The sequence below is a fragment of the Streptomyces sp. NBC_01296 genome (genome assembly GCF_035984415.1).
In the GTDB taxonomy this organism is placed as follows: domain Bacteria; phylum Actinomycetota; class Actinomycetes; order Streptomycetales; family Streptomycetaceae; genus Streptomyces.
On sequence record NZ_CP130720.1, the window covers coordinates 4,903,649 to 4,929,596 of the forward strand.

The following is a 25,948-nucleotide window of genomic DNA, read 5'->3' on the forward strand; positions in this document are numbered from 1 at the left end:
CTACGGTGAGGGGATGAATGATCGACTTTCTTTCGTGCCGGACGGGTTCGACGTGCCGCTCGGCTTCGACGGGGACGGGTTCCGGCTCGAGCCGCTCGGGGAGGCGCACAACGCGCGGGATCTCGCCGCCTGGAGCGGGAGCATCGCGCACGTGCGGGCCACGCCCGGGTTCCAGGGGCGGGAGTGGCCGCCGGTCGAGGGGATGTCCGCGGAGGCGAACCTGGCCGATCTGGCCCGGCACGCACGGGACTTCGCGGCCCGTACGGGGTTCACGTACAGCGTCCTGGAGGGTGACGAGGCCATCGGCTGCCTCTACGTCTACCCGGGGAAGGACGCGCCCGAGCGGGTGCAGGTCAGCTCCTGGGTACGGGAGGACAGGGCCCCGCTCGACAAGGTCCTGTACGCCGCCGTCGCGCAATGGCTCGCCGAGGCGTGGCCGTTCGAGGTGGAGCGGATCGACTACGCGGCCCGGTGAACGCGGAAGGGGCCCGGCACGTGGTGTGCCGGGCCCCTTCCGGGTGGTGCGGGTGATCAGACGCGCGTGGCGCGGCGGCGACGGGCGCCGAGCCAGGCGGCGGCCCCGCCGAGGACGACGAGGGTGGCGGCCAGACCGGCGTACAGGCCGGTGTCGGAGCCGGCGCCGGTCTTCGCGAGGGTGCCCGTGGAGCCGGTGGCCTTGGTGTTGGAGTTGGTGCCGCCGGCGGTGGCCGTGGTGGCGGATGCCGAGGGCGACGCGCTCGCGGACGGCTGCGCGGTGGCGGACTTGCTCGGGGTCGGCGACGGCGACGGCGACGTGGTCGCGGTGGGCGGGGTGAGCTGGAACTTCGTGTCGGCGCCGGCGAACTCGTAGGTGTTGCCCTCGGGGAGGCTGACACCCGCGTGCAGGGTGACGTCGGTGGCCTTCTTGAAGTCCGTGTTCGGGCCGAACGAGGCCCGCAGGTGCAGGACGCGCTCGCCGGAGGCGGCGCTGAAGCCCTTCGGGATCGTCGGCAGCATGAAGTGGTACGGGTCGGCGGTGCTCAGGGCCTCCCACTTGCCGTCGACCTGAGTCCACAGCTGGAGGTTGGGCACGTTGACCTGGGAGCCGAAGCTCAGGTCCAGCCAGGAGTAGAGCGCCGTGCCGAACTCGCCGTCGCCGGTGACGCGGTAGCTCAGGTCCATCTCCCGGCACTGGAGCGCCGGGACGCCCTTGCAGTCGCCGATGTTCTTGAAGGAGGTCTCCAGCTTGCCGGCCTTGACCGCCGGGTCCGACTTGAAGGTCAGGGAGGCGTCGCCGCCCTCCGCCACCTCGTTCCGGTAGCTGGTGGCGCGCAGCTGGAAGTCGCCGTCGTTGGTCGGGTAGCTCTTGTTGAGGCCGACCGTGACCTTCCAGGTCAGCTTTCCGCCCGCCGGGATCTCGAAGCCCTCCGAGGCCTCCTTGCCCGCCGGGTGGAACATGCCCTGCCACTCGCCGTCCTGCTGGCCGATGGAGGACTCGGTCGCCGGGGCGGTCACGCCCTCGACCTTGAAGGTCACGTCGGCCTTCTGGAGCGGGCTCGCGCCCGCCGGCGTGCCGATCATCCACGGGTGGAACGAGTGCGCCTTGTCCGAGGGGTTGGCGACCGTCAGCTCGAAGGTCTCCGTCGTGCCGCCGCGGGTCAGCGGGCCGCTCGGCGCCGGGGCGCCCACCGTGATCTTCAGCGCGTGCTGGTTGCCGGCCTCGGCCGGGGCGGCGTACGCCGACAGCGGCATCAGGACGGTACCGGCGACGGCGGCGACGACGGCAGTGGCGGCCGCGGAGCGGAGGTTGCGGCGGGTGGCGGTGCGAGCGGACATGGTGGACTCCCCCCAAGGAATCACGAAGGCAGGCGAGCAGCGCAGAGCGGCGGCGGCCGGCAGAAGGCAGGTGAAGGCAAGACGAGACAGCGAAGGCACAGCGGGGGTGAAGACGACGTACGGGAGGCCGCGGCGGAGCGCCGGGCCGGATGGTGCGGGGTGTCGCCCTCGGGCCGGTGTGTTTCCCTCGGCCGCTGCTGCGATGAACTGATCTTCACACACCGTGGATCACTAATCCATCGCCCGTCTGTCACCGCTGTGCAACAGGAACCGGAGTCCCCTTCGACCCCTCTGAGCTGGGAAAACGAGGCTTCGCATTCCGCTTCGTGCGCTCGGGTCCGCTACGCGCCCAGGTGCTCCAGCGGCCCCGCCGGATACGGGGTCTCCACGGGCAGCAGAGCCCGCGCAGCGGCCTCGTCGCCGGACCGGACCAGGCCGTGGATCTCGCGGGCCAGCGGGGTCACGTCGCGGATGGCGACCGTCCACTCGTCGGCGTACGCGCGCGAGGCCGGCCCGGACAGGCCCAGCTGGAGCGAGCGGTGGGCCAGCGGGTTCAGGTGCAGGTCGCGCTCCGGGTCCCACTGGACGCGGGCGGGGGAGTCCCGCAGGGCCCGCTGCCAGGCCTCCCGGTCGGTGTGCGTGCCGTGTTCGAAGTGGGACAGGCAGGCGTGGCGCAGCGCGTGGTCGAAGCCCTCCCGGGTGATCTCGACGGCCAGCACCGTCTCCTGGTCGGCCTTGGCGGCCCAGCCGCAGCGGTACATCATCCACAGGAACGACGGCTTGATCCACGTCATGCGCTCCCGCTTCCACGCGGGCGGGAACCGGCCGTCGCGCGCCGCGGGCAGCCCCAGCCGGGGCGCGTACGCCTGGTAGACGGTGACGGTGGTGTCGGTGTGGGCCGCGCGGATCTGCCGGTCCGGGACCGGCACCTGACTCTTCGTTTCTTGCATGAGGCCAGGGTGCGGGGTGGCAACCCCGCGCTGCGAGCCGTTTTACAGGTGCTCCTCCGCCAGCTCCGCGACCCCCGTGATCCGGTGCAGCGCGTACGTCCGGACCTCGTCCGCCGTGTGGTCGTACCCGGTGACGAAGCCGCCCTCCACCCGGACCGGGTCGATGACCCGCTGGCTCGCCGCGCCGTCCGCGTTCACGTACCCGATCCACACCGCCGACCCGGTCAGCGCGGCCGCCTGCACCGTGGCCAGGGTCTCCGCGGCGCTCGTGCGCGGGAGTTCGCCCGGGACGGCGGATGCCGCGACCGGCTCCTTGCGCACCGCCGTCGCCGCCAGATCGCCCGCGCGGATGGCCCGTACGGCCGCCCGCAGCAGCGTCGCGTCCGGTACCGGCGGCCCGTCCGGCACCGGGACGGGCGCCGAACGCGCCGGGGTGCGGTGGGCGTCGGCCCGCGCGACCAGCACGTCGCCGGTACGGGACTCCGCGGCCGGCGCGTAGCCCATCGCCCGCAACCCGTCGAGCAGCGCACCCGGTTCGGCCTGCGCCGCCAGCACGGTCGGGGCCAGGCGCCGCAGCCCCAGTCCGGCGGACCGCTTGTCGGCCAGGATCTCGTTCAGCATGCCGTCGTCGTCGCAGCGCACGTACGAGGACGCCGCGCCGACCCGCAGGTGCCCGTGCCGCCGGGCCACGTCGTCGATCAGGTACGCCAGCGGCTGCGGGACCGGCGTGATGCTGTGCTCGGCGAGGAAGGCGTGCAGGTCGGAGGCGGTCCGCCCGGAGTCCAGGGCCCGGCGTACGGAGCCGGGCGTGAAGCGGTAGACGGTCGCCCCGCCCTTGGACTCCACGTCCGCGAGCACGGCCAGCACATCGCCCAGCGCCCGGCGCAGCGGCCCGGGCGCCACCGCCGTCAGGTCGGCCTGGAGCAGTACGTGGTCCACGGGCTCCGGAAGCAGCGGTGCCAGCAGCGGCGCCGGGTCGCGGTGTTCCAGCAGTGCGCGGCCCTGCGCGGCGAGCGCGCCGCGGCCGGTGACGCCGAGCACCTCGGCCTCGGTCAGCGTCCACTGCGCGAGGCGGGCGCGCAGCGCGCTCGTCCCCCGTACGGGGCGCTCCCAGGCGAGCCGGGCCAGGAGGGCGTCCGGGGCGGCGGAGCCGCCCTCGGGCAACGCGGCGAGGAGTTCGAGGACCCGCCGGCGCACCTCGGGGGCGGCGGAGCGGTCGAGTTCGGGGCCCAGTACGGACAGGGTGCGGCCCTTGGAGTCCTGCTCGCCGACCAGGCCGGCGGTGCGGGTGGCCGGCAGCCAGGCCGCGGCGAGGGCCGACCACCGCTCGGCGGGCGGGAGTTCGAGCCAGTCGTCGAAGGCGGGGGTGGGCGCGTACCGCTCGTCCGCCTCCCCGTCGCCGGCCAGCAGCCCGGCCGCGTAGGCGAGTTCGATCCAGAACGCGGCCGCCGGCTCGGTGGCGTCCAGGGTGGCCGCGGTCCGCTTCAGGTCGCGTACGGACAGCCCGCCGGCCCGCAGCACCGGCGGCCCGGTGTGCTCCCAGGACTTCACCAGCTCCTCGACGGTGGACAGCGCGGCCAGCGCCTGCCCGGCGGCATTGGCGTCCACAAGCTGTGGACGGTGCTCGCGGTCCGCGGGCACCGCCGGGGCCACCGGCTCCGTCACCCGGTGCGCGAGGCCGCCGCGCAGGTGCAGTGCCACCTCGCGGGGCAGCACGACGGTCCGCGCCGACGCCGGCAGCAGCAGCCCGTGGTCGCGCAGCCAGCGCACGGGAGCGGTCGGGTTCGGCGTGACCTCCCCGTACGGCGGCCCCCACACGAGCCGGCCGAGCACCTGGTGGGCCTCCGCCGGAGCCTCGTCCAGCAGCGCCGACATCCGCTGCGGATCGGTGAACAGGCCGGTCAGCGCGGTCACGGCGGACACCGGGTCGTGCGTGGCGGGCAGCCCGGCGGCCGCCACGATCTCCTGGACCCGGGTCGGCGACATCCCGGCGGTGGCCTCGGCGACGGTCGGGCCGAGGCCCGTGGGGGAGGGCCGGCCGGCGGACGGCGCGAGCAGCTCGCGGGCCGTGCGGACCAGCCGGAGCCGCTCGTCGTCGCCCCAGACCAGCGCCTGGTCGCGCAGGGTGGCCAGGGCGCGCGGGAGTTCGGCGCGGGCGCCGTTGTCCTCGCCGGTGGAGCCCTGCTCGCCGGCCAGCAGCGACTCCAGCACCGGGTACGGGCACGGGTCCGGGGCCACCGCGAGGGCCTCCGCGGTCTGCAGCGCGAACCGGTCGAGCCGGTCCAGCGCGCGGACCACCGAGGCCCGGGTGCCGGCCCGGGTGGCCAGCTGGGTCATGTCGCCCGGCACCGGGCCGAGCAGGTCGGGGCGTGCGTGCAGCAGGGCGGCGAGCGATGCGTCGTCGCGGGCGCGCAGCGCCTCCGCGAGGGAGCGCGGGGCGTTGCTTGCTGTGGCGCTTCCCGCAGCGCTGCTTGGCTCAGGCACGGTCGCCTCCATGGTCGCGTCGGCCGGTCCCCATCCGGCCAACGGTATCCGCTGCGCCCTCGGCCGCTCCACGGGCGCACGCGCTACCTTTCGGGTGGGTGGTACGGGAGGAGCCGGGCGTGGGGATCGAGAGCGACCATCTGGTCTACGAATATCTGAGCCGGGTCGGGGACTTGGCGCAGCGGCGGCAGCTGTCCTCCGGGGACCGGATGCGGCTGGTGGCGGGGCTGCGGGACGAGATCGACCGTCGGCGCGCCAGGTACGAGCCGGAGACCCCGGCGGCCGTACGCCGCATCCTGGAGCGGCTCGGCACGCCGGAGGATGTCCTCGACGGCATGGGCGCGTCCCCGGCCCCGGCGACGCCGGCCGCCACCCCCGACCGGGCGCCTGCGGTGCCGACCCAGCGGGGGCCCGGCCGGCTGCGCCGCAAGGCGGTGCCGCCGCCGCGCCCGGCGGACAGCGCGCCCGCGCCGCCGCACCTGGCCGGGCTCGACGAACTCGGCTCCGACGGCGGTGCGGAACCCGACTGGTGGCGGGTCGCTCCGGGGCCGTTCGGCGCCGGTCCGCAGGTGGAGGGCTTCGCGGGCGGGGTGGAGATCCCGGAGCTGTTCGGGGAGCCGGACGAGCAGAAGCCGGCGCCCGCGGCCGGTCCGGCCGCCACCCCGGCCGCCGAGGAGACGTCCGGCGTACGCGGACTCGTACGGTTCCTGAAGCAGCGCCGGCAGGCCAAATCGGCCGCGGCCGCGGCGGATCCGGAGAAGGCGCCCGCGGCGGCCGCCGCCCCGCGTCCGAAGCCGCACGCCTTCCTGCTGCTGGCCGCGGTCGTGCTCGTCGCGGGCGCGGTCACCGGGTCCTGGCTGCTGCTGATCGGCGGCTGGCTGCTGGCGTACGCCTCGCGGGTGCTGGGGCCGACGGAGCGCAAGATGGTCGTCTTCGGGCTGCCGGGGGCCGTGTTCGCGGGCGCGGTGGTGTGGCTGTGGGGTCGGCTCGAGGGGCGCTGGGGGGCGCCGCTCACGGACGACGGCCTCGGCGGGGTCTTCCAGGGCATGTGGCCCTGGCTGGCCAGGGCCGCGGCCGTCGCCTCCGCGCTGTACCTGGCCTGGCGCTCCCGCCGACGCTGAGCCGTCGCCCCCGAGCCCGCCGCCCCTGAGCCGCCGCCCCCGAGCCCGCCGCGTCGCGCCCGGCAGGGGCTGCCACCGGGTTCGGGCCGGCACGGCGCGGTGGGCAGGAATCCCCCTCCGCTTCACGGCAGCGAAACCCGGGGGTTCCCGCCCGCGAGCCCCGGCTCGGCACAATGGCGGTATGAGCTCCGAGACCCCCACCGCGCCCGCCGCGTCGGCCCAGCTGACCGTCGGCTTCGACCTCGACATGACCCTCATCGATTCGCGCCCCGGTATCAAGGCCGCCTACCAGGCACTTTCCGCCGAGACGGGCACGTTCATCGATGCGGACGAGGCGGTCACGCGGCTCGGTCCGCCGCTGGACGAGGAGCTCGCCTACTGGTTCCCGCAGGCGGAGATCCCCGCCATGGCCGACCGCTACCGGGAGATCTATCCCACGTACGCCATCGAGCCGACGCCCGCGATGCCCGGCGCCCGCGAGGCGATCGAGGCCGTCCAGGCGCTCGGCGGCCGCGCGATCGTCGTCACGGCGAAGCACGAGCCCAACGCCCGGCTGCACCTCGCGCACCTCGGCATCGAGCCGGACGCGGTCATCGGCTGGCTGTGGGCCGAGGCCAAGGCGGGCGCGCTGCGCGAGTACGGGGCGCAGGTCTACGTCGGCGACCACGTGGGCGACGTACGCGGCGCCCGCACGGCCGGCGCGCTGTCGGTGGCGGTCCCGACCGGCCCGTGCCCCGAGCCGGAACTGCGCGAGGCGGGCGCGGACGTGGTGCTGCCGGACCTCACGGCGCTGCCGCAGTGGCTCGCGGAGTACGTCCGCACGCAGGCGGTCTGACCCGAAGGCCCGACCACCCGAAGGCCCGACCCGAGCGGGAGTCAGGCCTGGGACGCGCGGGCGGCCCGGCGCTGGGCCGCCGCCGAGCGCAGCACGCCCGCCGCCGAGACGACGAAGCCGACGCCCATCAGCATGCACACGGCCCACGCGGACGGCGGGAACGGCTTGATGGGCAGGAACAGCGGGGCCATCGTCACGAGGGTCGCCACGGCGCCCACGATGAACAGGATGCCACCGGCGCGCACCAGGCCGTCGCCGGGCCGCGCTTCGTCGGAATGAGGAGTAACCGTCACCCCACCAGGGTAGTTCCCTGGCCGAAGCAGCCGACAGCGCACCAGACAACGCATCCGACAGCGAAGAGCCGGCGAAGGACCGGGGAACGTCTTGTCACCTGTCGATCGCCCACTAGCCTGGATACGGCGGGTCACCATGACCCGCTGCGCTGTTGTCCGGAGCCGCTGCGCGGCGAACCGGACCCCGACGAGCACAAGGACAGAGGACGGACGTGCCTACCGGCAAGGTCAAGTGGTTCAACAGTGAGAAGGGCTTCGGCTTTCTCTCCCGCGACGACGGCGGTGACGTCTTCGTCCACTCGTCGGTGCTCCCGGCCGGGGTCGACGCACTCAAGCCCGGCCAGCGCGTCGAGTTCGGCGTCGTCGCCGGACAGCGCGGTGACCAGGCGCTTTCCGTGACAGTGCTGGACCCGGCGCCCTCCGTCGCAGCCGCTCAGCGCCGCAAGCCCGACGAGCTGGCCTCGATCGTGCAGGACCTCACGACCCTGCTGGAGAACATCACTCCGATGCTGGAGCGCGGCCGCTACCCCGACAAGGTGCACGGCACGAAGATCGCCGGTCTGCTGCGCGCGGTGGCCGACCAGCTCGACGTCTGAGCCCGTACGCACGACGGTGCCCCGGCCTTCGCGAGAGGGCCGGGGCACCGTCGTATCCGCCTGGAACGGCCTTACGGGAAGGCCAGCGCATCCAGTGCGATGGCCGGTACCAGACCCTCGGCCGCGGCCCGCGTCAACAGCCCGCGCACCGCCGCGTAACCGGCATCGCCGAGGTCGGCGGTGAACTCGTTGACGTACAGCCCGATGTGCTGGTCGGCGACGGCCGGGTCCAGCTCCTGCGCGTGGGCGCGGACGTACGGGCGCGAGGCCTCCGGGTCGTCCCAGGCCATCCGCACCGACGTACGGGCCGACTCGGCCAGCGCGTGCAGGGTCTCGGCGCCCAGCGAGCGCTTGGCGATGATCGCGCCCAGCGGGATCGGCAGCCCGGTCGTGGACTCCCAGTGCTCGCCCATGTCGGCCAGGCAGTGCAGCCCGTAGTCCTGATAGGTGAACCGGGCCTCGTGGATGACCAGTCCGGCGTCGACCCGGCCGTCGCGGACGGCCGGCATGATCTCGTGGAACGGCAGGACGACGACCTTGCCGACGCCCTCGGGCAGCACGTCCGCCGCCCACAGCCGGAACAGCAGGTAGGCGGTGGATCGTTCGCTCGGCACGGCGACGGTCTTCCCCGCCAGGTCCACACCCGGTTCCCGCGTCAACACGAGCGGCCCGCAGCCCCGCCCGAGCGCCCCGCCGCAGGGCAGCAGCGCGTACTCCTCCAGCACCCAGGGCAGCACGGCGTACGACACCTTCAGCACGTCCAGCTCGCCGCGCTCGGCCATGCCGTTGGTGATGTCGATGTCGGCGAAGGTGACGTCGAGGCCGGGCGCGCCCGGGACGCGTCCGTGGGCCCAGGCGTCGAACACGAAGGTGTCGTTCGGACAGGGCGAATAGGCGATCTTGACCGCCGACTGCGGGTCACGACTCATGTCGGTGCTCTCCCCAATGGACGAGTACGGGCCCCAGGGCGCGGAATCCGGCGGTGAGCGCGGCCAGCGCGTCCCCGATCCGCCAGGCGTCGCGGTCGCGGGGGCCGACGGCGTTGGACACGGCGCGGATCTCCAGCACGGGCAGCCCGTGCGCGGCGGCCGCCTCCGCGACCCCGAAGCCCTCCATGGCCTCGGCTCCGGCGAGCGGATGCCGGGCGGCGAGCAGGGCCGCGCGGTCGGCGGTGCCGGTGACGGTGGAGACGGTCAGCACGGGCGCGAGCAGCGCTCCGGTGGCCTCGGCGGCGCGGGCGGCGAGCTCGGCGGGCGGCAGGTGCACGCTGTGCCCGAAGCCGAGCTGCCGGACGTCGAGGAAGCCGTCGGGAGTCTCGGCCCCGAGGTCGGCGGCCACGACGGCGTCGGCGACCACGAGGGAGCCGACCGGGGCGGCGGGCGGGAACCCGCCGCCGATGCCGGCGGAGACGACGAGGGAGTAGTCGGCCAGCGCGAGCGCGGTGGCCGTGGCGGCCGCGGCAGCGGCCGGCCCCACCCCGCCGACGAGCACGTCGGCGGCGAGGCCGGGCAGATCCCGCCGGGAGAGGCGGTAACCGCCGGGAAGGGTGCGCGGCTCCGGTGTCACCGGGTCCGGATGAGGGGTGAGACCGGCGGCGACGGAGTCTGCCTCCGCCGCCACCGCGGTCACGATGAGCGCGCGCACCGTCGGTACGTGGCTACTTGAGCTTGACGTTGTAGGCCCAGACGGCGAGGGGCTTGCCGTCCTCGGCCACCTGGACGATGTTCAGCTTCTTGGAGGACGGGGCCTCGCCCTGGCCGCCGGTGGCGAAGAGGTCGGCGCCGGGGAAGCTGCGGTAGGTGTTGGAGGAGGGCTCGGTGATCGGCTGGCCGTCCAGGACCGCCTGCCACCGCTTGCCGTCCTCGACGACCTCCGGCTCGACACCGAGGCGCAGGGTGTCCCCGCGGCCGTATTCGATGGTCTTGGCGTTCTTGATGTCGGTGAGGCACTCCTGGACCTTGTCCATGGAGAGCTCCTTGTCATCGGAGCAGGCTGCCTCGGTGGACACCGACGACGTGCCGACCGTCACGGTCGCCAGCGGCGTCGGCTTGTCGCAGGCGGAGAGGAGGAGGAGGCCGGCGGACACGGCTCCGAGGGCCGCGACGCTGCGGCGGCCCCTACCCGAGAAAAGCGGTGCGGTCATGAGCCGAAGGCTATCGGGCCACCCGGCTCCGCCGCCGCACGGGGGTCCCGCGTGGCTGCACCGATGTTGTGGGACCCGGTCCGGGGGACCCCTGGAGGCCCGCCCCCGACCAGGGGGGACCCCCGGGGGCCCGCCCTAAGCCACTCGGGGGCGGGGGGAGCCCGGGTGGTGGTGGCGGGGGGAGGCGAGGAGGCCGCGCAGGGCCATCGTGGTGCCCGCCGCGACGATCGCCGCGGCCACGGCCATCCCCAGTACCCCGTTCAGCGGCAGGGCGATGCCGATCGCGCCGCCCAGTACCCATGCCACCTGGAGCAGCGTCTCCGAACGGGCGAACGCGGACGTGCGTACCGCCTCCGGCACGTCCCGCTGGATCATCGCGTCCAGCGACAGCTTCGCCAGCGCCTGGCAGAACCCGGCCGTGGCCCCCAGCACCGCCATGAACAGCCCGCTGAAGAACACCGCCGCCAGGACCGCCACCCCCAACGTCACCGACAGCACCGCCGCGATGATCGTCTCCGGCGCCCGGGCCCGCAGCCAGGCGCCCACCGCCGTCCCGCACGCGTTCCCGACGCCCGCCGAGACGCCCACGATGCCCAGCGACACCGCCGCGCTCTGCCCGGCGAGCGGGTGCTCCCGGAGCAGGAACGCCAGGAAGAAGATCAGGAACCCGGACAGTGCGCGCATCGACGCGTTCGCCAGCAGCCCGCACATGACCGACGGGCTGACCGTGCGCAGCCCCGGTTTGCGCGAGTGCGGCTCGTGCGTGGACAGCCGGGCGCGCCGCTCGCCCTTCGCCTCGTCCACCTTGTGGGGCAGGGTGAACGCCGCGAACGTGCCCCCGATGAAGATGGCGCACGCCCCGTACAGCGGCCACGGCGGCCCGATGGTGTGCAGCCCCGCCGCGACCGGCGCAGCCGCCGCCGTGGCGAGCAGGCCCGCCAGGGTGACCCGGGAGTTCGCCTTGACGAGTGAGAACTTCGGCGGGAGCAGCCGCGGCACCACCGCACTGCGGACCACCCCGTACGCCTTGGACGCGACGAGCACGCCCAGCGCCGCCGGGTAGAGCTCCAGCCCGCCCGTGGCCACCGCGCCGGACATCATCACCGCGAGCAGCGCCCGGGCGAGCATCGCGCAGGCCATCGCGGCCCGCCGCCCGTGCGGCAGCCGGTCCAGCGCCGGGCCGATCACCGGGGCCAGCACGGTGAAAGGGGCCATGGTGATGGCCAGGTACAGGGCGACACGGCCGCGTGCCTCGTCCGTGGGAACCGAGAAGAACACCGTCGAGGCCAGCGCCACGGTGATCATCACATCGCCGGCGCCGTTGATGGCGTGCAGCTCGATCAGCTTGCCGAGGCCCGATTCGCCGGCCCCGTGCGCGTGCGTGGCCCGCCGGATCCCGCGCGCCGTACCGGTGAAGGGGCGCTGCAGGGCACGCCCGACGGCCCGGCCGGCCCGTCTGGCCGGTCCCGAGCCGTCACGGGACGACCGTACGGGTGCCACACTCGACATAGTGCCCCACGGACCCCGCCGGGTCCCGTCCCGGCGCGTTACGGGCGCCCGTCGGGTCGCCGTCGGGCCGCTGTCCGGGCGCCGTCCGGACGGTGTGGGAGCGATGTCGGCACGCGTGCTTGTCCGCGAATCGGACCTTGCATGTGGGCCCAAGGCTTCGGAGGAGGTAGCGTGCGTAGCGCGCCACCGGCGGTTGCTCTTGGCCGCGCGCCTCTTCGCGATCCCGCAGAATGGATCGCAGGTAGGTGCGCCCGAGGCCGATCGGGTGCGGACGTCGACGCGGCCCTCTGGTCCGCTCCGCCCGCGCCACGTACGGACAGGACCGACGGGTCGTTGTGGACGACAGTACGGACGGCGCACTCGTGAGACGGCGTAGGAGAGAACGAGACCTGTGAGTGCTGCGACGACGCGAAGCCGTACCCCCGACCGCCTGTGCGCCGAGGCGGTAGACCTCGCCCGCGCGGCGGCCGAGGAAGCCGCCGCTCCCTCAGTGGTGGGCGAGCACGTCTCCGCCGTCGCGGAGGGCGACCGGGTCGTCACGCACTTCTTCGAGTGCAAGGACCCCGGCTACCGGGGCTGGCGCTGGGCCGTCACCGTGACGCGCGCCTCCCGCGCCAAGAACGTCACCCTCGACGAAACGGTGCTGCTTCCCGGCGAGGACGCGCTGCTCGCGCCCGAGTGGGTGCCGTGGAGCGAGCGGCTGCGCCCGGGCGACATGGGCCCCGGCGACCTGCTGCCCACCGACGCCGAGGACCTGCGGCTGGAGCCGGGCTGGTCGGGCGAGGACGTACCGCCGCCGAACTCGGTCGTCTCCACCGAGATGGCGGAACTGGTCGAGGCCGAGGACGCCGACGTCACCGACCGCACCGTGGTACCCGTACGGGGTTCCATCGCCTCCGTCGCCGAGGAACTCGGCATGCGGCGCGCCCGCGTCCTGTCCCGCTACGGGCTGCACAGCGCCGCCGACCGCTGGGACGAGTCCTTCGGGGCCAAGACACCGATGGCCCAGGCGGCACCCGCCTCCTGCGTCTCCTGCGGGTTCCTCGTCGCGATCGGCGGCTCGCTCGGCCAGGCCTTCGGTGTCTGCGCCAACGAGTTCGGCCCGGCCGACGGACACCTCGTCTCCCTCTCGTACGGCTGCGGCGGCCACTCCGAGGCCGCGGTCATGCCGAAGCCGCTGCGCCCGGCGCCGCCGGTGCTCGACTCGATGGCCTCGGACGAGTTCTCGCTGCGCCCGGCCCCCGACACGGGCTCGGTGCCCTCGGCGGACCTCCCTGCCGCGGACCTCGGCCACTCCTAGGCCGGGCGCTGCATGCGGGCCGCACGGCGGGGCGACGGCCCCGCCCCGGCGGCGTACCCTCGGCGCATGGGGGAAGACGGCATGGTGGGGCTGGACGGCCGGGTGACCGGGACGGTGGGCCCGGGCCTGGTGGGCGAGGTCATCGTCCGCATCCGGGGCGGCGCGGAGCACTTCCTCGCGCACCCGGCGCACGGCACGGGCCGGCTGCCGGTCGGCACGGTCGTGACCGTCGTCGAGTACCTGCCCCCGCGCACGGTGTACGTGATGGCGGCGTACGACAACTGAGCCCCGGCGCCACCTGCGCGGATGTGGTTCGTATCAAGATGGCGACAAGAATCCGTCTGCGTCTTCTTAACGGCCCGGCACAGGAGCACACTCGCCCTCGTCAGTGTCGAACGGCACTGCGACAAAGGGGGCGTTGCCGATGGCTATCGGCGTCGTGGCGGGAATCGTTCTCGCCGCAATCCTGGCCTTGATCGGCCTGTTCAAGCTCATGTGGCGGGTGGCCGAACCGAACGAGGCACTCGTCATCTCCGGCTCCACGCACCGCACCGAGGGCATCGGCGAGGGCATGGGGTTCCGGATCGTCACCGGGCGCGGAACCCTCGTGGTCCCCGGTGTGCAGGCGGTGCGCAAGCTCTCGCTGGACCTCAACGAGACCCAGCTGAACGTGGACTGCGTGACCCACCAGGGCATCCCGCTGCGGGTGAAGGGCGTCGTGATCTTCAAGATCGGCGACGACTTCGTGTCCATCGCGAACGCGGCACGCCGCTTCCTGGACCAGCAGAAGATGATGCCCGAGCGCGTGCACATCGTCTTCGCGGGCCATCTGCGGTCCATCGTGGGCGGCTTGACGGTCGAGGACATGATCCGCGACCGCGAGAAGCTGACCGGGCAGACCCGGGCGGCCTGCGGTACGGAGATGGAGAAGCTCGGCCTCATCGTCGACTCGCTCCAGATCCACGAGATCGAGGACCCGACCGGCTACATCAAGAACCTGGCGATGCCGCACGCGGCCGCCGTCCAGCGGGACGCGCGCATCGCGCAGGCCGAGGCGAACCTGCGGGCCACCGAGGCCGAACAGGCCGCCTTCGCCCGGATGTCGGAGGCCACCCGCGACAGCGAGATCCTCCAGGCCGGCTACCAGGCCGAGCGGGACAAGGCGGCGGCGACCGCCAAGCAGGCCGGCCCGCTGTCCGACGCGGCCGCCCGCCAGGAGGTCGTCGTCCAGGAGACCCGGGTCGCCGAGCTCGAGGCGCACCGGCGCGAGCAGCAGCTCCAGGCCGACGTGCGCAAGCCCGCGGACGCGGCGGCGTACGAGACCCGCACCCGCGCCGAGGCCGAGCGCGACGCCCGCATCTCGGCGGCGCAGGCCAAGGCCAAGGAGACGGAGCTGGCGGCCGCGGCCGAGGCCACGCGCGTGACGACGGCGGCGACCGCGGACGCGGCGGCCACCGAGGCCCGGGGGCTCGCGGCCGCGAAGGCCACCCGGGCGACCGGCGAGGCCGAGGCCGCGGCCACCCAGGCGAAGGGCCTCGCGGTGGCGGCGTCGGCGAAGGCGAAGGGCCTCGCCGAGGCCGAGGCCATCAAGGCGCGGGCCGCCGCCCTCGCCGAGAACCAGGAGGCGGTCGTCGCCCAGCAGCTCGCCGAGAACTGGCCGGCGATCGTGGAGGCGGGCGCCGGGGCCTTCGGGAACGTGGAGCACATGGTGCTGCTCAACGGGGCCGAGGGCATGTCGGAGATGTTCGCGAAGGCGCTGACCATGGGCGGCACCGGGCTGGGCCTGGCCCGCCAGGTGCTCGCGTCGATGTCCCAGCCGGCCGCCCCGGGGACCGCCCCCGCCGCCACCCCGGTGAACGGCAACACGGCCTCCTCGTCCCACCAGATCCCGATCGCGGAGGCGTAACCCGTCCGGCGCGAGCCTGACCCGCACGGGTTAGGCTCGCGCTCATGGGGCTGTCATGAGGCTGTTCGCCGCGGTGATGCCGCCGCAGGAGGCCGTCGACGAGCTGCGCCGGGCCGTCGAGGCCGTCCGGAGCGGCCCGGCCGTCGGGCAGGACCGGGCCGTCGGGCACGACCGGCTCCGGTGGACCGGGGAAGCGGGCTGGCACTTCACCCTCGCCTTCATGGGCGAGGTAGGCGAACCCGTCCTGCCGGACCTGTACGCCCGCCTGGCGCGCGCCGCGCACCGCACCGACCCCTTCCCCCTGCGCATCCACGGCTCCGGGCACTTCGGCGAGCGCGCCCTGTGGGTCGGCGCCGCCGGCGGGCTCGACCGGATGCGGATGCTCGCCGAGCGCGCGGACGCCGCCGCCCGCCGGGCCGGTATCCCGATGGACCAGCACCGCCGGTACACCCCCCACCTCACCCTGGCCCGCAGCCACGGCGGCACCGACCTGCACCCGCACCTGGAGGCCCTCGCCGGCTTCGAGGGCACGCCCTGGCAGGTCGGCGAGCTCAGCCTGGTCCGCAGCAACCTCCCGACCGGCGGGGTCCCCGGCGAGCAGCCCCGCTACGAGGTCCTCGAGGCCTGGCCCCTGGGTGCTTGACCCTCGGTACGGGAACGGCGGAGGACCGCGTTACGCTCGACGGGTGGATCCCAAGACCCGAAACCGCGTAATGGCCGGAGTACTCGTGCTGATGTTCGTCGTCGTGGCAGTGGCAGCCGCCGTGGGCCAGTAGTCCGCCCGCGCGGGCCCTTGCCTGGAGTGGACTCCAGGCAGTTGGCTTGGGGGTCATGAAGTACACACAGCTGGGACGCACCGGACTCAAGGTCAGCCGACTCGTACTCGGCACGATGAACTTCGGTCCGCAGACAGACGAACCCACCAGCCACTCGATCCTGGACGCCGCGCTCGCCTCGGGTCTGAACTTCGTGGACACGGCCAACGTCTACGGGTGGGGTGAGAACAAGGGCCGCACCGAGGAGATCATCGGCACCTGGCTCGCCCAGGGCGGCGGCCGGCGGGAGAAGACCGTGCTGGCCACCAAGGTGTACGCGAGCATGGCCGGCGAAGGCGACCCGTGGCCCAACTACGACCGGCTCTCGGCGCTGAACATCCGCCGGGCGGTCGAGGCCAGCCTCAAGCGGCTGCAGACGGACTACATCGACCTCTACCAGTTCCACCACGTCGACCGCCGGACCCCCTTCGAGGAGATCTGGCAGGCCGTCGACGTGCTGATCCAGCAGGGCAAGGTGCTGTACGCCGGATCGTCGAACTTCCCCGGGTACAAGATCGCCCAGGCCAACGAGACGGCCGCGCGGCGCGGCTCGGTCGGACTGGTCAGCGAGCAGTGCCTGTACAACCTCGCCGAGCGGCGCGCCGAGATGGAGGTCATCCCGGCCGCGCAGGAGTACGGGCTCGGGGTGATCCCGTGGTCCCCGCTGCACGGCGGGCTGCTCGGCGGTGTCATCAAGAAGGAGGTCGAGGGCGGCCGCCGCGCCTCCGGGCGCTCCGCGGACGCCCTGGCCAACAGCTCCGTACGGGCGCAGGTGCAGGCGTACGAGGACCTGCTCGACAAGCACGGCCTCGAGCCCGGCGAGACGGCGCTGGCGTGGCTGCTGACCCGGCCCGGGGTGACGGGCCCGATCGTGGGTCCCCGTACGGCGGAGCAGCTGGAGAGCGCGCTGCGCGCGCTGGAGCTGGAGCTGTCGGACGAGGTGCTCACCGCTCTGGACGAGATCTTCCCCGGCCCGGGCGCCTCGCCGGAGGCGTTCGCCTGGTGATCAGGCCACGCTGACGGAGTGACCGGTCCGCGGCCCGGCGCGGGGCGTGGACCGGTCGCCGGGGCGCGGATCAGTCGCGGGGGAACTCGGAGGTGTCGAGGGTGAGGCCCACCACGGTGTCCGTGAGGTCGATCTCGCCCCCGAAGGCGATCTTCGTCTCCGTGGCGTAATCGCCGTCCTTGGGCCCGGTGTGGAGCAGGCAGCGGCGGGTGTAGGGGTCGACGATGAGGTACGCGGGCACCTCGGCCGCGGCGTACGCGGCCTTCTTGGGGCCGTAGTCGTTCGCCGCGGTGCCCTTGGAGATCACCTCGGCGACGAATTCCACGTCTTGGTGGCGCCAGTGAGCCGCGTCGTCCTTCGTGGCGTCGGCACTGAGCAACGCGACGTCCGGCGCGAACCCGTTCAGCCGCCCCGGGAAGTCGATGCGTACGTCCGAGAGGGCTTTCACTCCCATGCCGAACTCGTCTTCCAGTGCTCGGACGATCCTGCGGATGATCTCCCAGTGCGTGTCCCGCTGCGGCGACATGTAGACGGTCCCCTCGACGATCTCGACCTTCAATCCCTCGGGGACGGGCTCAAGCGCCTCGAACATCTCGTCCAAGGCCTGCTCGCTGCTGATGTCGGCCATCTCGATCCTGTCGGTCTCTACGACGGTCATCGTGGCGCTCCTCCCCGCTGCCGCGCGGGCGCGGGCAGCCGCGTAGTACAACGATACGCACGCAGGCCGGGTCACGATGGATACCCGTTGGCCGTCAGGGCATCCGGTACGGGCCGCCGATGCCCCAGGCCTGGTGCAGGACCGCCGCGAACTCCCCGGCCAGGCGGTGCTCGCCGGAGGCGTTGGGGTGGGTGCCGTCGTAGGTGTCGTGGTGGATCCCGTACGAGGCCGGGCGCGCGGCCAGCAGGATCGGCGAGGCCTCGGTCGACAGGTCGGCAACGGCCTTCGCGAGGAGCTCGTTGAACCGGGCGACCTCGGCCGCGAAGGGCGCGTCGGACTCGGCCCGGACGTTCGGGATGACCGGGAGCAGGATCATCCGGATGCCGGGCCGGACGGCGCGGGCCTCCGCGAAGAAGCGGCGGGCGTTGGCCGCGGTCTCCTCCGCGCCGGTGTAGAAGCCGAGGTCGATCAGGCCGAGGGAGACGAGGAGTATGTCGGCCTCGTCGGAGCGTACGGCGGAGCCGATGAGCGGGGCCATGTGCTGCCAGCCCTCGCCCCAGCCGGCGAGGTGGCGGCGGGCGTGCTCCGGGAAGCCGGGGTCGGCGTACGCGTGGCTGGTCGGCTCGTTCGCGGAGGTGTCGAACAGCTCGCAGCGCGGGCCGACGATCTCGTAGGGCCCGCCGAGGGTGGCGTCGAGGTGCTGCCACATCCGGTAGCGCCAGGTGTAGTCGCCGGCGCGTCCGATGGTCATGGAGTCGCCGACGAACATGAAACGCATCCGGTCATCATCGCGGATCATGCGCCGGGAGCCCCTGTGATGCCGGACACGCGGGGCGGGCTGGCACGCTTGGGGGTATGCGCCTTCTGCCGTTGACCGCCGCCATTGCCCTTGTCGTGCTGCCGGGTTCGGCCGCCGCGGCCGCCGGGACCTCCGCTTCCGTGGCGTCGGGGTTCACGATCGCCGATCCGCGGATCAAGGAGTCGAGCGGGCTGGCGGCGAGCCGGATCCACCCGGGGGTGTACTGGACGCACAACGACAGCGACGACGGCCCGTACGTGTACGCGGTGGACTCGGCGACCGGCAGGACCGTGGCCCGGGTGACGCTGTCCGGGGTCGGGACCCCGCGCGACGTCGAGGCGATCTCGCTGGGCCCGGACGGGCAGCTGTACGTCGGCGACATCGGCGACAACCTGAACGGGAGCTGGGACCACGTCTGGATCTACCGCTTCCCGGAGCCGAAGCAGCTGGCCGATGTCACGGTCAAGGCCGAGCAGTTCACCGTGCGGTACGCGGACGGGGCGCGCAACGCGGAGGCGCTGATGGTGCATCCGGTGACGGGCCGGGTGTACATCGCGAGCAAGAGCGAGGACAAGGGCGGGCTGTACGAGGGGCCGGAGAGCCTGTCCGCGTCGGGGACGAACGTGTTCCGGCGGGTGGCGGACCTGCCGTGGGTCACGGACGGGGCGTTCTCGCCGGACGGCGGCCGCCTCACGCTGCGCGGCTACTTCTTCGCGCGGACGTACCCGTGGAAGGACGGGCGGCCGCAGGGCGAGGGCGAGCGGGTGGACGCGCCGTGGCAGGGGCAGGCGGAGTCGGTGACGTACTCGGCGGACGGGTCGACGCTGATGTTCGGCTCGGAGGGGGAGTCGAGCCGGGTGGTGGCGGTCCCGGTGAAACCGGCGGCGTCCGATGGCTCCGCAGCCCCCGCGAAGCCGGGCGCGACTCCGGCCGCAGGGGCCCCCGGCCCTGCGGGCGAGCAGGGCGGGGGCAGCTTCACGAAGGGCGCGGCCGTCCTTGCCGTGGGCACGGCCCTGGTCCTCGGCGCGAAGCGCCTCTTCCGCCGGAAGCCGCGCAAGTCCTGAGCCGCGCAACTCCTGAGCCGCGCAACGCCTGAGCCGCGCGCCTGACCTCCTACGCCGCCGTGACCAGTTCGCGGGGGCGGAGGGAGGGGACGAACGTGACCCCGCGGCGGGTCACGCTCAGGCGGAGGTTGCCGACCCGGGAGAGGATCACCGCGATCGTCGCGGCGGCGGTCAGCGAGACGAGGCCGCCCGCGGCCATGCCGATGCGGGCCCCGTACGTGTCCGTCACCCAGCCGACGACCGGTGCACCGATCGGGGTGCCGCCGGTGAACACCATCATGAACAGGGCCATCACCCGACCGCGCATCTCGGGGTCGGTGGCCATCTGGACGCTCGCGTTGGCGGTGACGTTGACCGTCAGCCCGAACATCCCGATCGGCACGAGCAGCGCTGCGAACAGCCGGAACCCGGGAGCGAAGGCCGTCACGACCTCCAGTACGGAGAACAGCAGGGCCGCCGCGACCAGAAGCCGCAGCCGGGAGTTGCCCCGCCGCGCCGCCAGCAGCGCACCCGCCAGGGAGCCCGCCGCGATCAGCGTGTTGAACAGGCCGTACGTGCCCGCGTCCCCGTGGAACACCTCGCTGACGAACGCCGACAGCCAGATCGGGAAGTTGAACCCGAAGGTGCCGATGAAGCCCACCAGCACGATCGGCCAGATCAGCTCCGGGCGCCCGGCGACGTAGCGCAGACCCTCCCGCAGCTGTCCCTTGGCGCGCGGCTGCGGCCGGATCGGGTGCAGTTCGCGCGTCCGCATCAGCAGCAGGCCGGCGACGGGCGCGGCGAAGGACAGTCCGTTCAGCAGGAAGGCCCAGCCGGAGCCGACGGCGGTGATCAGCACACCGGCGATCGCCGGGCCGACCAGCCGCGCGGACTGGAAGTTGGCCGAGTTCAGGCTCACGGCGTTGGCGAGCTGCTCCGGGCCGACCATCTCGGAGACGAACGTCTGCCGTGCGGGGTTGTCCACGACGGTGACGAGGCCGAGTAGGAAGGCCGCGAGGTACACGTGCCAGACCTGGACGTGTCCGGCCAGGGTGAGTGCGGCGAGGGCGACACCGGTCAGGCCCATCAGGGACTGCGTGGCGATCAGCAGCGGCCGCTTGGGCAGCCGGTCCGCGAGTACGCCTCCGTAGAGGCCGAACACCATCATCGGCAGGAACTGCAGCGCGATGGTGATCCCGACGGCGGAAGCCGAGCCGGTCAGGGACAGGACCAGCCAGTCCTGGGCGATGCGCTGCATCCAGGTGCCCGTGTTGGACACCGCCTGTCCCGTGGCGAAGAGCCGGTAGTTCCGGATCTTCAGCGAGCTGAACATCGAGTTGTTCTCGCCCGCGGCGCGCGTCGTGCGCGCGGTGCTAGTGGTGGATGTATGGCCGGGTGCGGAGTCTGCTCCGTTTCCCGTACTCAAAAGCGTTCGCCTCCTGGCGTCGTCTCCTACAGGTGTGCGAGCTTCTCCAGGACAGGCGCGGCCTCGCGCAGCTTGGCCCATTCGTCTTCGGTGAGCTCGGCCGCGAGCCCGGCCAGGAAGGCGTTCCGCTTGCGACGGCTCTCCTCGAGCATCGCTTCGGCCTCCTCGGTCTGGGTGACCACCTTCTGGCGGCGGTCGTCCGGGTGCGGCTGCAGCCTGACCAGTCCCTTGGCCTCCAGCAGCGCGACGATGCGTGTCATCGACGGCGGCTGGACGTGTTCGCGCCGGGCCAGCTCACCGGGGGTGGCCCGGCCGCACCGGGCGAGGGTGCCGAGGACCGACATCTCGGTCGGGCTCAGCGATTCGTCGACGCGCTGGTGCTTGAGGCGCCGGCCCAGCCGCATGACGGCGGAGCGGAGGTCGTTCACGGCGGCAGCGTCGTCACCATGGGTAAGGTCGAGCATCTCTTTAGACTACCTCATTACTCTCTCTAAGGAACGCCACTGAAGCGAATCACTCGTACGGGTGAGTCGGCGGCGGAAAGCAACACGCGTCCACGGCCTGTGCCACGACTCTTTCGGCATGGGGACACACGTGCTGAGCATGCGCATAGACGGGGAGCTGCTCGAACGCCTCCGGACTCATGCCGCAAAACGCGGAATGAGCGTCCAGGACTATGTCGTCCGGACGCTCATTCGCGATGACTTCGACGAGCGCTTCAAGGCCGCCGTCGACGAGACGGAGAAGTTCTACGGGCTTACGTGAGACCGAGGGCCGGCATCGCGTAGTAGAAGACGAACACCGCCGACACGACGTACATGGCCGCCGGGACCTCGCGGCCCCGGCCGGTCGCCAGCCGCAGGACGCAGAAGCTGATGAAGCCGAAGCCGATGCCGTTGGTGATCGAGTACGTGAACGGCATCATCACCATGGCCAGGAAGGCCGGGACGGCGATGGTGAAGTCGCTCCAGTCGATGTCCTTGACCGAGCCCGCCAGGATCAGGAAGCCGACCGCCACGAGGGCGGGGGTGGCCGCCTGGGACGGGACCATGGTGGCCAGCGGGGTCAGGAACAGCGCCACGGCGAAGAGGCCGCCGGTCACGACGTTCGCCAGACCGGTGCGGGCGCCCTCGCCGACGCCGGCCGTGGACTCCACGAAGCAGGTGGTGGCCGAGGACGAGGTGGCGCCGCCGGACGCGACGGCCAGGCCGTCGACCAGCAGGACCCGGTTGATGCCGGGGAACTCCCCGGTCTTCTTGTCGATCAGCTTGGCCTCGTCGCCGACGCCGAGGATCGTCCCCATCGCGTCGAAGAAGCAGGACAGCAGCACGGTGAAGACGAAGAGGATGCCGGTCAGCAGGCCGACCTTGCCGAAGCCGCCGAACAGGCTGACCTGGCCGACGAGCCCGAAGTCGGGCGCGGCCACCGGGTTGCCCGGCCACTCGGGAACGGTCAGGCCCCAGCCCGAGTCGGGCAGCTCGGCGATCAGCTGGACGGCGACGGCGATCACGGTCATGGCCACGATGGAGATCAGGATCGCGCCGGGCGTCTTGCGGATCAGCAGGGCGAGGGTCAGCAGGACGCCGACGATGAAGATCAGCACCGGCCAGCCGTGCAGGTGGCCGGCCGTGCCGAGCTGGAGCGGCACGGTGGTGTGCGCGGCGTCCGGGATACGGGTGACGAAGCCCGAGTCGACCAGGCCGATCAGCATGATGAACAGGCCGATGCCGATCGCGATGCCCTTGCGCAGGCTGAGCGGGACGGCGTTCATGACCCGCTCGCGCAGGCCGGTCGCGACCAGCAGCATCACGACGAAGCCGGCCAGCACCACCATGCCCATGGCGTCGGGCCAGCTCATGCGCGGGGCGAGCTGGAGGGCGACGACGGTGTTCACGCCGAGGCCGGCGGCGAGCGCGATCGGGACGTTGCCGATGACACCCATGAGGAGCGTGGTGAAGGCCGCCGTCAGGGCGGTGGCGGTCACGAGCTGGCCGCTGTCGAGCTGGTGGCCGTACATGTCCTTCGCGCTGCCCAGGATGATCGGGTTCAGCACGATGATGTAGGCCATCGCGAAGAAGGTGGCGAAACCGCCGCGGACCTCGCGAGCGATCGTCGAGCCGCGCTCGGAGATCTTGAAGTAGCGGTCCAGGCCGGACGTGCCCTGGGGGGCGGGGTCCGGGAGGGTGGGCGCGGGGGCGGGGGCCGACGTGCTCATGCGGTCCTCTGGGTCCTCATTGCGGGGGCATTGGGGGATTCATACGAAGAAAATGGGCCATGCCCACACCGTTTCAGTATGAACACATGAACGAAAGCCCGTCCATCTCCGCGCGTAGACCTCGTTTCCGCGCACCTAGACTTGAGGGCATGGCGAAATGGACTGCGAAGCACGAGGCGCCCGAGCCCCTTGAGGGCCCGATCGTCGCGACCGTCACCGGCGGCACGATCATCTGGTTCGCCCTGTTCCTCGTCCAGCTCCCCTTCTACGGCTGGTTCGCCGACCGGGACCTGCTCTGGTGGGTCTGGTGCTGCGCGGCCGGCGGCGTGCTCGGCCTGATCGGCGTCTGGTACGTACGGGGGCGCGACGCGGCGCTCAAGCGGCACGCCGCAGACGCGCAGGCCGCGCGGAACGAGGAGAGCGGCGCCGGCCCGGCGCCGCGCACCGGCTGACGGCAGCCGGTGCGTGCCCGACCGGGGGACGATTCGGGTCATCCCGAAGTCGGATCTTCGCGCCGCTCGGCGGGTGAACGGAGGAAACCCCCTTTACCGTCGATTGCATGACGCAGCGGGCAGACATCGAACCCAACGGTTCCGAGCCGGTAGGCGGCGGGCCCGGCGGCGCGGCCATCGACGCCGGAGCCGAGCTCGACCCCGTACACCCGATGCGGCCGCCCGCGCCGCGCTTCAAGCCCGCCGGCCTGACCACGGCCGAAGTCGCCGAACGCGTCGCGCGCGGAGCCGTCAACGACGTGCCCGTACGCAGCAGCCGCTCCACCGCCGACATCGTCCGCGCCAACGTCTTCACCCGGTTCAACGCCATCATCGGCGTGCTCTGGGTGATCATGATCATCGTCGCGCCGCCCCAGGACAGCCTCTTCGGCTACGTGATCATCGCGAACACCGGCATCGGCATCATCCAGGAGATGCGGGCCAAGAAGACCCTGGACAGCCTCGCCGTCATCGGCGAGGCCAAACCCAGCGTCCGCCGCGACGGCCGGACCGCCGAGATCTCCACCTCCGAGATCGTCCTCGACGACGTCATCGAGCTCGGGCCGGGGGACAAGGTCGTCGTCGACGGCGCCGTCGGCGAGGCCGACGGCCTGGAGATCGACGAGTCCCTGCTCACCGGTGAGGCCGACCCCGTCCTGAAGAAGCCCGGCGACCCGGTCATGTCCGGATCCTTCGTCGTCGCCGGCGGCGGCGCGTTCACCGCCACCAAGGTCGGCCGCGCCGCCTACGCCGCCCAGTTGGCCGAAGAGGCCACCCGCTTCACGCTCGTCCACTCCGAGCTGCGCTCCGGCATCTCCACCATCCTCAAGTACGTCACCTGGATGATGATCCCGACCTCGATCGGCCTGATCATCAGCCAGCTCGTCGTCAAGGACAACAACCTCAAGGACGCCATCGCCCGCACCGTCGGCGGCATCGTCCCGATGATCCCCGAAGGCCTGGTCCTGCTGACCTCCGTCGCCTTCGCGATCGGCGTCATCCGGCTCGGCCGCAAGCAGTGCCTCGTGCAGGAACTGCCGGCCATCGAGGGCCTCGCCCGCGTCGACGTGGTCTGCCTCGACAAGACCGGCACCCTCACCGAGGGCGGCATGGACGTCACCGAGCTCCGCCCGCTCGGCGGCGCGGAGGACTCGTACGTCAAGAAGGTGCTCGGCGCGCTCGGCGAATCCGACCCGCGGCCCAACGCCAGCCTCCAGGCGATCATCGACGCCTACCCGGTCAGCGCCGAGTGGCGCTGCACCGAATCGCTGCCCTTCTCCTCCGCCCGCAAGTACAGCGGCGCCAGCTTCAGCGAGGGCGACGGCGAGAACAACACCTGGCTGCTCGGCGCCCCCGACGTGCTCCTCCCGGCCGGAGACCCGGCCCTCGACGAGATCAACGAGCTCAACGAGCAGGGACTGCGCGTCCTGCTGCTCGCCAAGGCCGCGCGCGAGCTCGACGACGCGGCCGTCGGGGCCGGGGCCCGGCCGACCGCCCTGATCGTCCTGGAGCAGCGGCTGCGCCCCGACGCCGCCGACACCCTGCGCTACTTCGAGGACCAGAAGGTCCACGCGAAGGTCATCTCCGGCGACAACGCGGTGTCCGTCGGCGCGGTCGCCGGCAAACTCGGCCTGCCGGGCGCCGAGAACACGGTCGACGCGCGCAGGATGCCGACCGACCAGGCCGACATGGCCAGGGTCCTCGACGAGAACGCCGTCTTCGGACGGGTCACCCCGCAGCAGAAGCGCGACATGGTCGGCGCACTGCAGTCCAAGGGCCACACGGTCGCGATGACGGGCGACGGCGTCAACGACGTCCTGGCCCTCAAGGACGCGGACATCGGCGTGAGCATGGGATCGGGCTCCGAGGCCACCCGCGCGGTCGCGCAGATCGTCCTCCTCGACAACAGCTTCTCCACCCTCCCCTCGGTGGTCGCCGAGGGCCGCCGGGTCATCGGCAACATCACCCGCGTCGCCACCCTCTTCCTCACGAAGACCGTCTACTCGGTGCTGCTGGCGATCCTGGTGGTCTGCTCGCAGGTCGAATACCCCTTCCTGCCGCGTCACCTGACGCTGCTGTCCACCCTCACCATCGGCATCCCGGCGTTCTTCCTGGCCCTGGCCCCGAACAAGGAGCGCGCGAAGCCGCACTTCGTGAGACGGGTGATGCGGTACGCGATCCCGGGCGGCGTGATCGCGGCGGTGGCCACCTTCGTGACGTACCTGGTCGCCCGCCACCACTACACCGGCCCGGACGCCCTGAACGCCGAGACGAGCGCGGCGACGCTGACGCTGTTCCTGACGTCGATGTGGGTCCTGGCGATCATCGCCCGCCCGTACACGTGGTGGCGCCTGGCCCTGGTCGGCGCGATGGGCGCGGCGTTCCTGATCGTCCTGGTCGTCCCGTGGCTCCAGGAGTTCTTCCAGCTGAAGCTGGTGGGCACCCAGATGCCGTGGACGGCCGTCGCCATCGCGGCGGCGGCGTCCGCCCTGATCGAGTTCACGTTCCGCTGGGTGGACCGGAAGTTCCCGGCCTAGGCCGAG

General features: G+C 72.7%; 26 protein-coding genes. 13 read left to right on the forward strand and 13 right to left on the reverse strand.

The window, feature by feature from the left end; all coding sequences use genetic code 11:
- The first annotated feature begins 13 nt into the window (after positions 1–13).
- Positions 14–475 (forward strand): N-acetyltransferase, encoded by a 462-nt coding sequence (locus OG299_RS22325; protein WP_327362394.1) that lies wholly within the window; start codon positions 14–16, stop codon positions 473–475.
- A gap of 56 nt (positions 476–531) precedes the next feature.
- Here OG299_RS22325 and OG299_RS22330 read toward each other — a convergent pair whose 3' ends face one another.
- The 3 genes from OG299_RS22330 to OG299_RS22340 all read right to left on the reverse strand — a co-directional run bounded on the left by OG299_RS22330 (position 532) and on the right by OG299_RS22340 (position 5,261).
- Positions 532–1,815, reverse strand: a complete 1,284-nt coding sequence (locus OG299_RS22330; RefSeq protein WP_327362395.1) for an LPXTG cell wall anchor domain-containing protein — start codon at positions 1,813–1,815, stop codon at positions 532–534.
- Between the two features lie 341 nt (positions 1,816–2,156).
- Positions 2,157–2,765: a DUF4291 domain-containing protein gene (locus tag OG299_RS22335; protein ID WP_266628158.1), complete on the reverse strand. Its 609-nt coding sequence runs from the start codon at positions 2,763–2,765 to the stop codon at positions 2,157–2,159.
- A 42-nt stretch (positions 2,766–2,807) separates the two neighbouring features.
- Complete coding sequence (locus OG299_RS22340; protein ID WP_406512310.1) at positions 2,808–5,261, reverse strand: helicase-associated domain-containing protein; 2,454 nt, start codon at positions 5,259–5,261, stop codon at positions 2,808–2,810.
- Between the two features lie 107 nt (positions 5,262–5,368).
- Here OG299_RS22340 and OG299_RS22345 point away from each other — a divergent pair, with 107 nt between their 5' ends.
- Positions 5,369–6,370, forward strand: a complete 1,002-nt coding sequence (locus tag OG299_RS22345; protein WP_327362397.1) for a hypothetical protein — start codon at positions 5,369–5,371, stop codon at positions 6,368–6,370.
- 181 nt (positions 6,371–6,551) lie between these two features.
- Entirely contained in the window at positions 6,552–7,205 is a 654-nt protein-coding gene (locus OG299_RS22350; protein WP_327362398.1) for an HAD family hydrolase, read from the forward strand.
- Positions 7,206–7,246: 41 nt separating this feature from the next.
- On the opposite strand, the gene OG299_RS22355 is transcribed toward OG299_RS22350, so the two are convergent.
- Positions 7,247–7,498, reverse strand: coding sequence for a hypothetical protein (locus OG299_RS22355; RefSeq protein WP_266628166.1), 252 nt, complete (start codon positions 7,496–7,498; stop codon positions 7,247–7,249).
- A gap of 212 nt (positions 7,499–7,710) precedes the next feature.
- Here OG299_RS22355 and OG299_RS22360 point away from each other — a divergent pair, with 212 nt between their 5' ends.
- Positions 7,711–8,094, forward strand: a complete 384-nt coding sequence (locus OG299_RS22360) for a cold-shock protein (protein WP_030012939.1) — start codon at positions 7,711–7,713, stop codon at positions 8,092–8,094.
- Between the two features lie 71 nt (positions 8,095–8,165).
- Here the strand turns inward: OG299_RS22360 and OG299_RS22365 are convergent, their stop codons facing one another.
- The 4 genes from OG299_RS22365 to OG299_RS22380 form a co-directional block, all read right to left on the reverse strand.
- Positions 8,166–9,023 (reverse strand): 1,4-dihydroxy-6-naphtoate synthase, encoded by an 858-nt coding sequence (locus tag OG299_RS22365; RefSeq protein ID WP_266628168.1) that lies wholly within the window; start codon positions 9,021–9,023, stop codon positions 8,166–8,168.
- Complete coding sequence (locus OG299_RS22370; RefSeq protein WP_327362399.1) at positions 9,013–9,738, reverse strand: futalosine hydrolase; 726 nt, start codon at positions 9,736–9,738, stop codon at positions 9,013–9,015. The genes OG299_RS22365 and OG299_RS22370 overlap by 11 nt, the downstream gene beginning before the upstream one ends.
- A gap of 13 nt (positions 9,739–9,751) precedes the next feature.
- Positions 9,752–10,237 (reverse strand): DUF2771 domain-containing protein, encoded by a 486-nt coding sequence (locus OG299_RS22375; protein ID WP_266628172.1) that lies wholly within the window; start codon positions 10,235–10,237, stop codon positions 9,752–9,754.
- A 135-nt stretch (positions 10,238–10,372) separates the two neighbouring features.
- A complete protein-coding gene (locus OG299_RS22380; protein ID WP_266628174.1) occupies positions 10,373–11,746 on the reverse strand; it encodes an MFS transporter in 1,374 nt (457 codons plus the stop codon).
- Between the two features lie 391 nt (positions 11,747–12,137).
- Between OG299_RS22380 and OG299_RS22385 the strand changes: the two genes are divergently transcribed.
- The 5 genes from OG299_RS22385 to OG299_RS22405 all read left to right on the forward strand — a co-directional run bounded on the left by OG299_RS22385 (position 12,138) and on the right by OG299_RS22405 (position 16,773).
- The gene (locus OG299_RS22385; RefSeq protein ID WP_266628176.1) at positions 12,138–13,046 is read left to right on the forward strand and encodes a DUF3027 domain-containing protein; all 909 of its coding nucleotides are present in this window, start codon (positions 12,138–12,140) and stop codon (positions 13,044–13,046) included.
- Positions 13,047–13,112: 66 nt separating this feature from the next.
- Complete coding sequence (locus OG299_RS22390; RefSeq protein ID WP_030156898.1) at positions 13,113–13,331, forward strand: NfeD C-terminal domain-containing protein; 219 nt, start codon at positions 13,113–13,115, stop codon at positions 13,329–13,331.
- A 133-nt stretch (positions 13,332–13,464) separates the two neighbouring features.
- Positions 13,465–14,952 carry an SPFH domain-containing protein gene (locus OG299_RS22395; protein ID WP_266628179.1) on the forward strand — a complete coding sequence of 496 codons (1,488 nt, stop codon included), beginning with the start codon at positions 13,465–13,467 and terminating at the stop codon, positions 14,950–14,952.
- Between the two features lie 55 nt (positions 14,953–15,007).
- Complete coding sequence (gene thpR / locus OG299_RS22400; protein ID WP_327362400.1) at positions 15,008–15,595, forward strand: RNA 2',3'-cyclic phosphodiesterase; 588 nt, start codon at positions 15,008–15,010, stop codon at positions 15,593–15,595.
- Between the two features lie 188 nt (positions 15,596–15,783).
- A complete protein-coding gene (locus OG299_RS22405) occupies positions 15,784–16,773 on the forward strand; it encodes an aldo/keto reductase (protein WP_266628183.1) in 990 nt (329 codons plus the stop codon).
- A gap of 70 nt (positions 16,774–16,843) precedes the next feature.
- Here the strand turns inward: OG299_RS22405 and OG299_RS22410 are convergent, their stop codons facing one another.
- Together OG299_RS22410 and OG299_RS22415 are read right to left on the reverse strand one after the other, a co-directional pair.
- A complete protein-coding gene (locus OG299_RS22410) occupies positions 16,844–17,431 on the reverse strand; it encodes a Uma2 family endonuclease (RefSeq protein ID WP_327362401.1) in 588 nt (195 codons plus the stop codon).
- A gap of 94 nt (positions 17,432–17,525) precedes the next feature.
- Positions 17,526–18,209, reverse strand: coding sequence for a GDSL-type esterase/lipase family protein (locus tag OG299_RS22415; RefSeq protein ID WP_266633448.1), 684 nt, complete (start codon positions 18,207–18,209; stop codon positions 17,526–17,528).
- Positions 18,210–18,286: 77 nt separating this feature from the next.
- On the opposite strand from OG299_RS22415, the gene OG299_RS22420 reads away from it, so the two are divergent.
- A complete protein-coding gene (locus OG299_RS22420; protein ID WP_327362402.1) occupies positions 18,287–19,294 on the forward strand; it encodes a PQQ-dependent sugar dehydrogenase family protein in 1,008 nt (335 codons plus the stop codon).
- 49 nt (positions 19,295–19,343) lie between these two features.
- Here the strand turns inward: OG299_RS22420 and OG299_RS22425 are convergent, their stop codons facing one another.
- Together OG299_RS22425 and OG299_RS22430 are read right to left on the reverse strand one after the other, a co-directional pair.
- Complete coding sequence (locus tag OG299_RS22425) at positions 19,344–20,699, reverse strand: MFS transporter (protein WP_327362403.1); 1,356 nt, start codon at positions 20,697–20,699, stop codon at positions 19,344–19,346.
- A gap of 26 nt (positions 20,700–20,725) precedes the next feature.
- A complete protein-coding gene (locus OG299_RS22430) occupies positions 20,726–21,163 on the reverse strand; it encodes a MarR family winged helix-turn-helix transcriptional regulator (protein WP_119095894.1) in 438 nt (145 codons plus the stop codon).
- Between the two features lie 118 nt (positions 21,164–21,281).
- Between OG299_RS22430 and OG299_RS22435 the strand changes: the two genes are divergently transcribed.
- A complete protein-coding gene (locus OG299_RS22435; protein ID WP_031146958.1) occupies positions 21,282–21,464 on the forward strand; it encodes a hypothetical protein in 183 nt (60 codons plus the stop codon).
- Here the strand turns inward: OG299_RS22435 and OG299_RS22440 are convergent.
- The gene (locus OG299_RS22440) at positions 21,457–22,914 is read right to left on the reverse strand and encodes an NCS2 family permease (RefSeq protein WP_266628192.1); all 1,458 of its coding nucleotides are present in this window, start codon (positions 22,912–22,914) and stop codon (positions 21,457–21,459) included. The genes OG299_RS22435 and OG299_RS22440 overlap by 8 nt on opposite strands.
- Before the next feature lie 149 nt (positions 22,915–23,063).
- Between OG299_RS22440 and OG299_RS22445 the strand changes: the two genes are divergently transcribed.
- Together OG299_RS22445 and OG299_RS22450 are read left to right on the forward strand one after the other, a co-directional pair.
- Entirely contained in the window at positions 23,064–23,366 is a 303-nt protein-coding gene (locus OG299_RS22445) for a DUF2530 domain-containing protein (protein ID WP_266628194.1), read from the forward strand.
- A 107-nt stretch (positions 23,367–23,473) separates the two neighbouring features.
- Positions 23,474–25,942, forward strand: a complete 2,469-nt coding sequence (locus OG299_RS22450) for a cation-translocating P-type ATPase (RefSeq protein WP_266628196.1) — start codon at positions 23,474–23,476, stop codon at positions 25,940–25,942.
- The last annotated feature ends 6 nt before the right edge of the window (positions 25,943–25,948 follow it).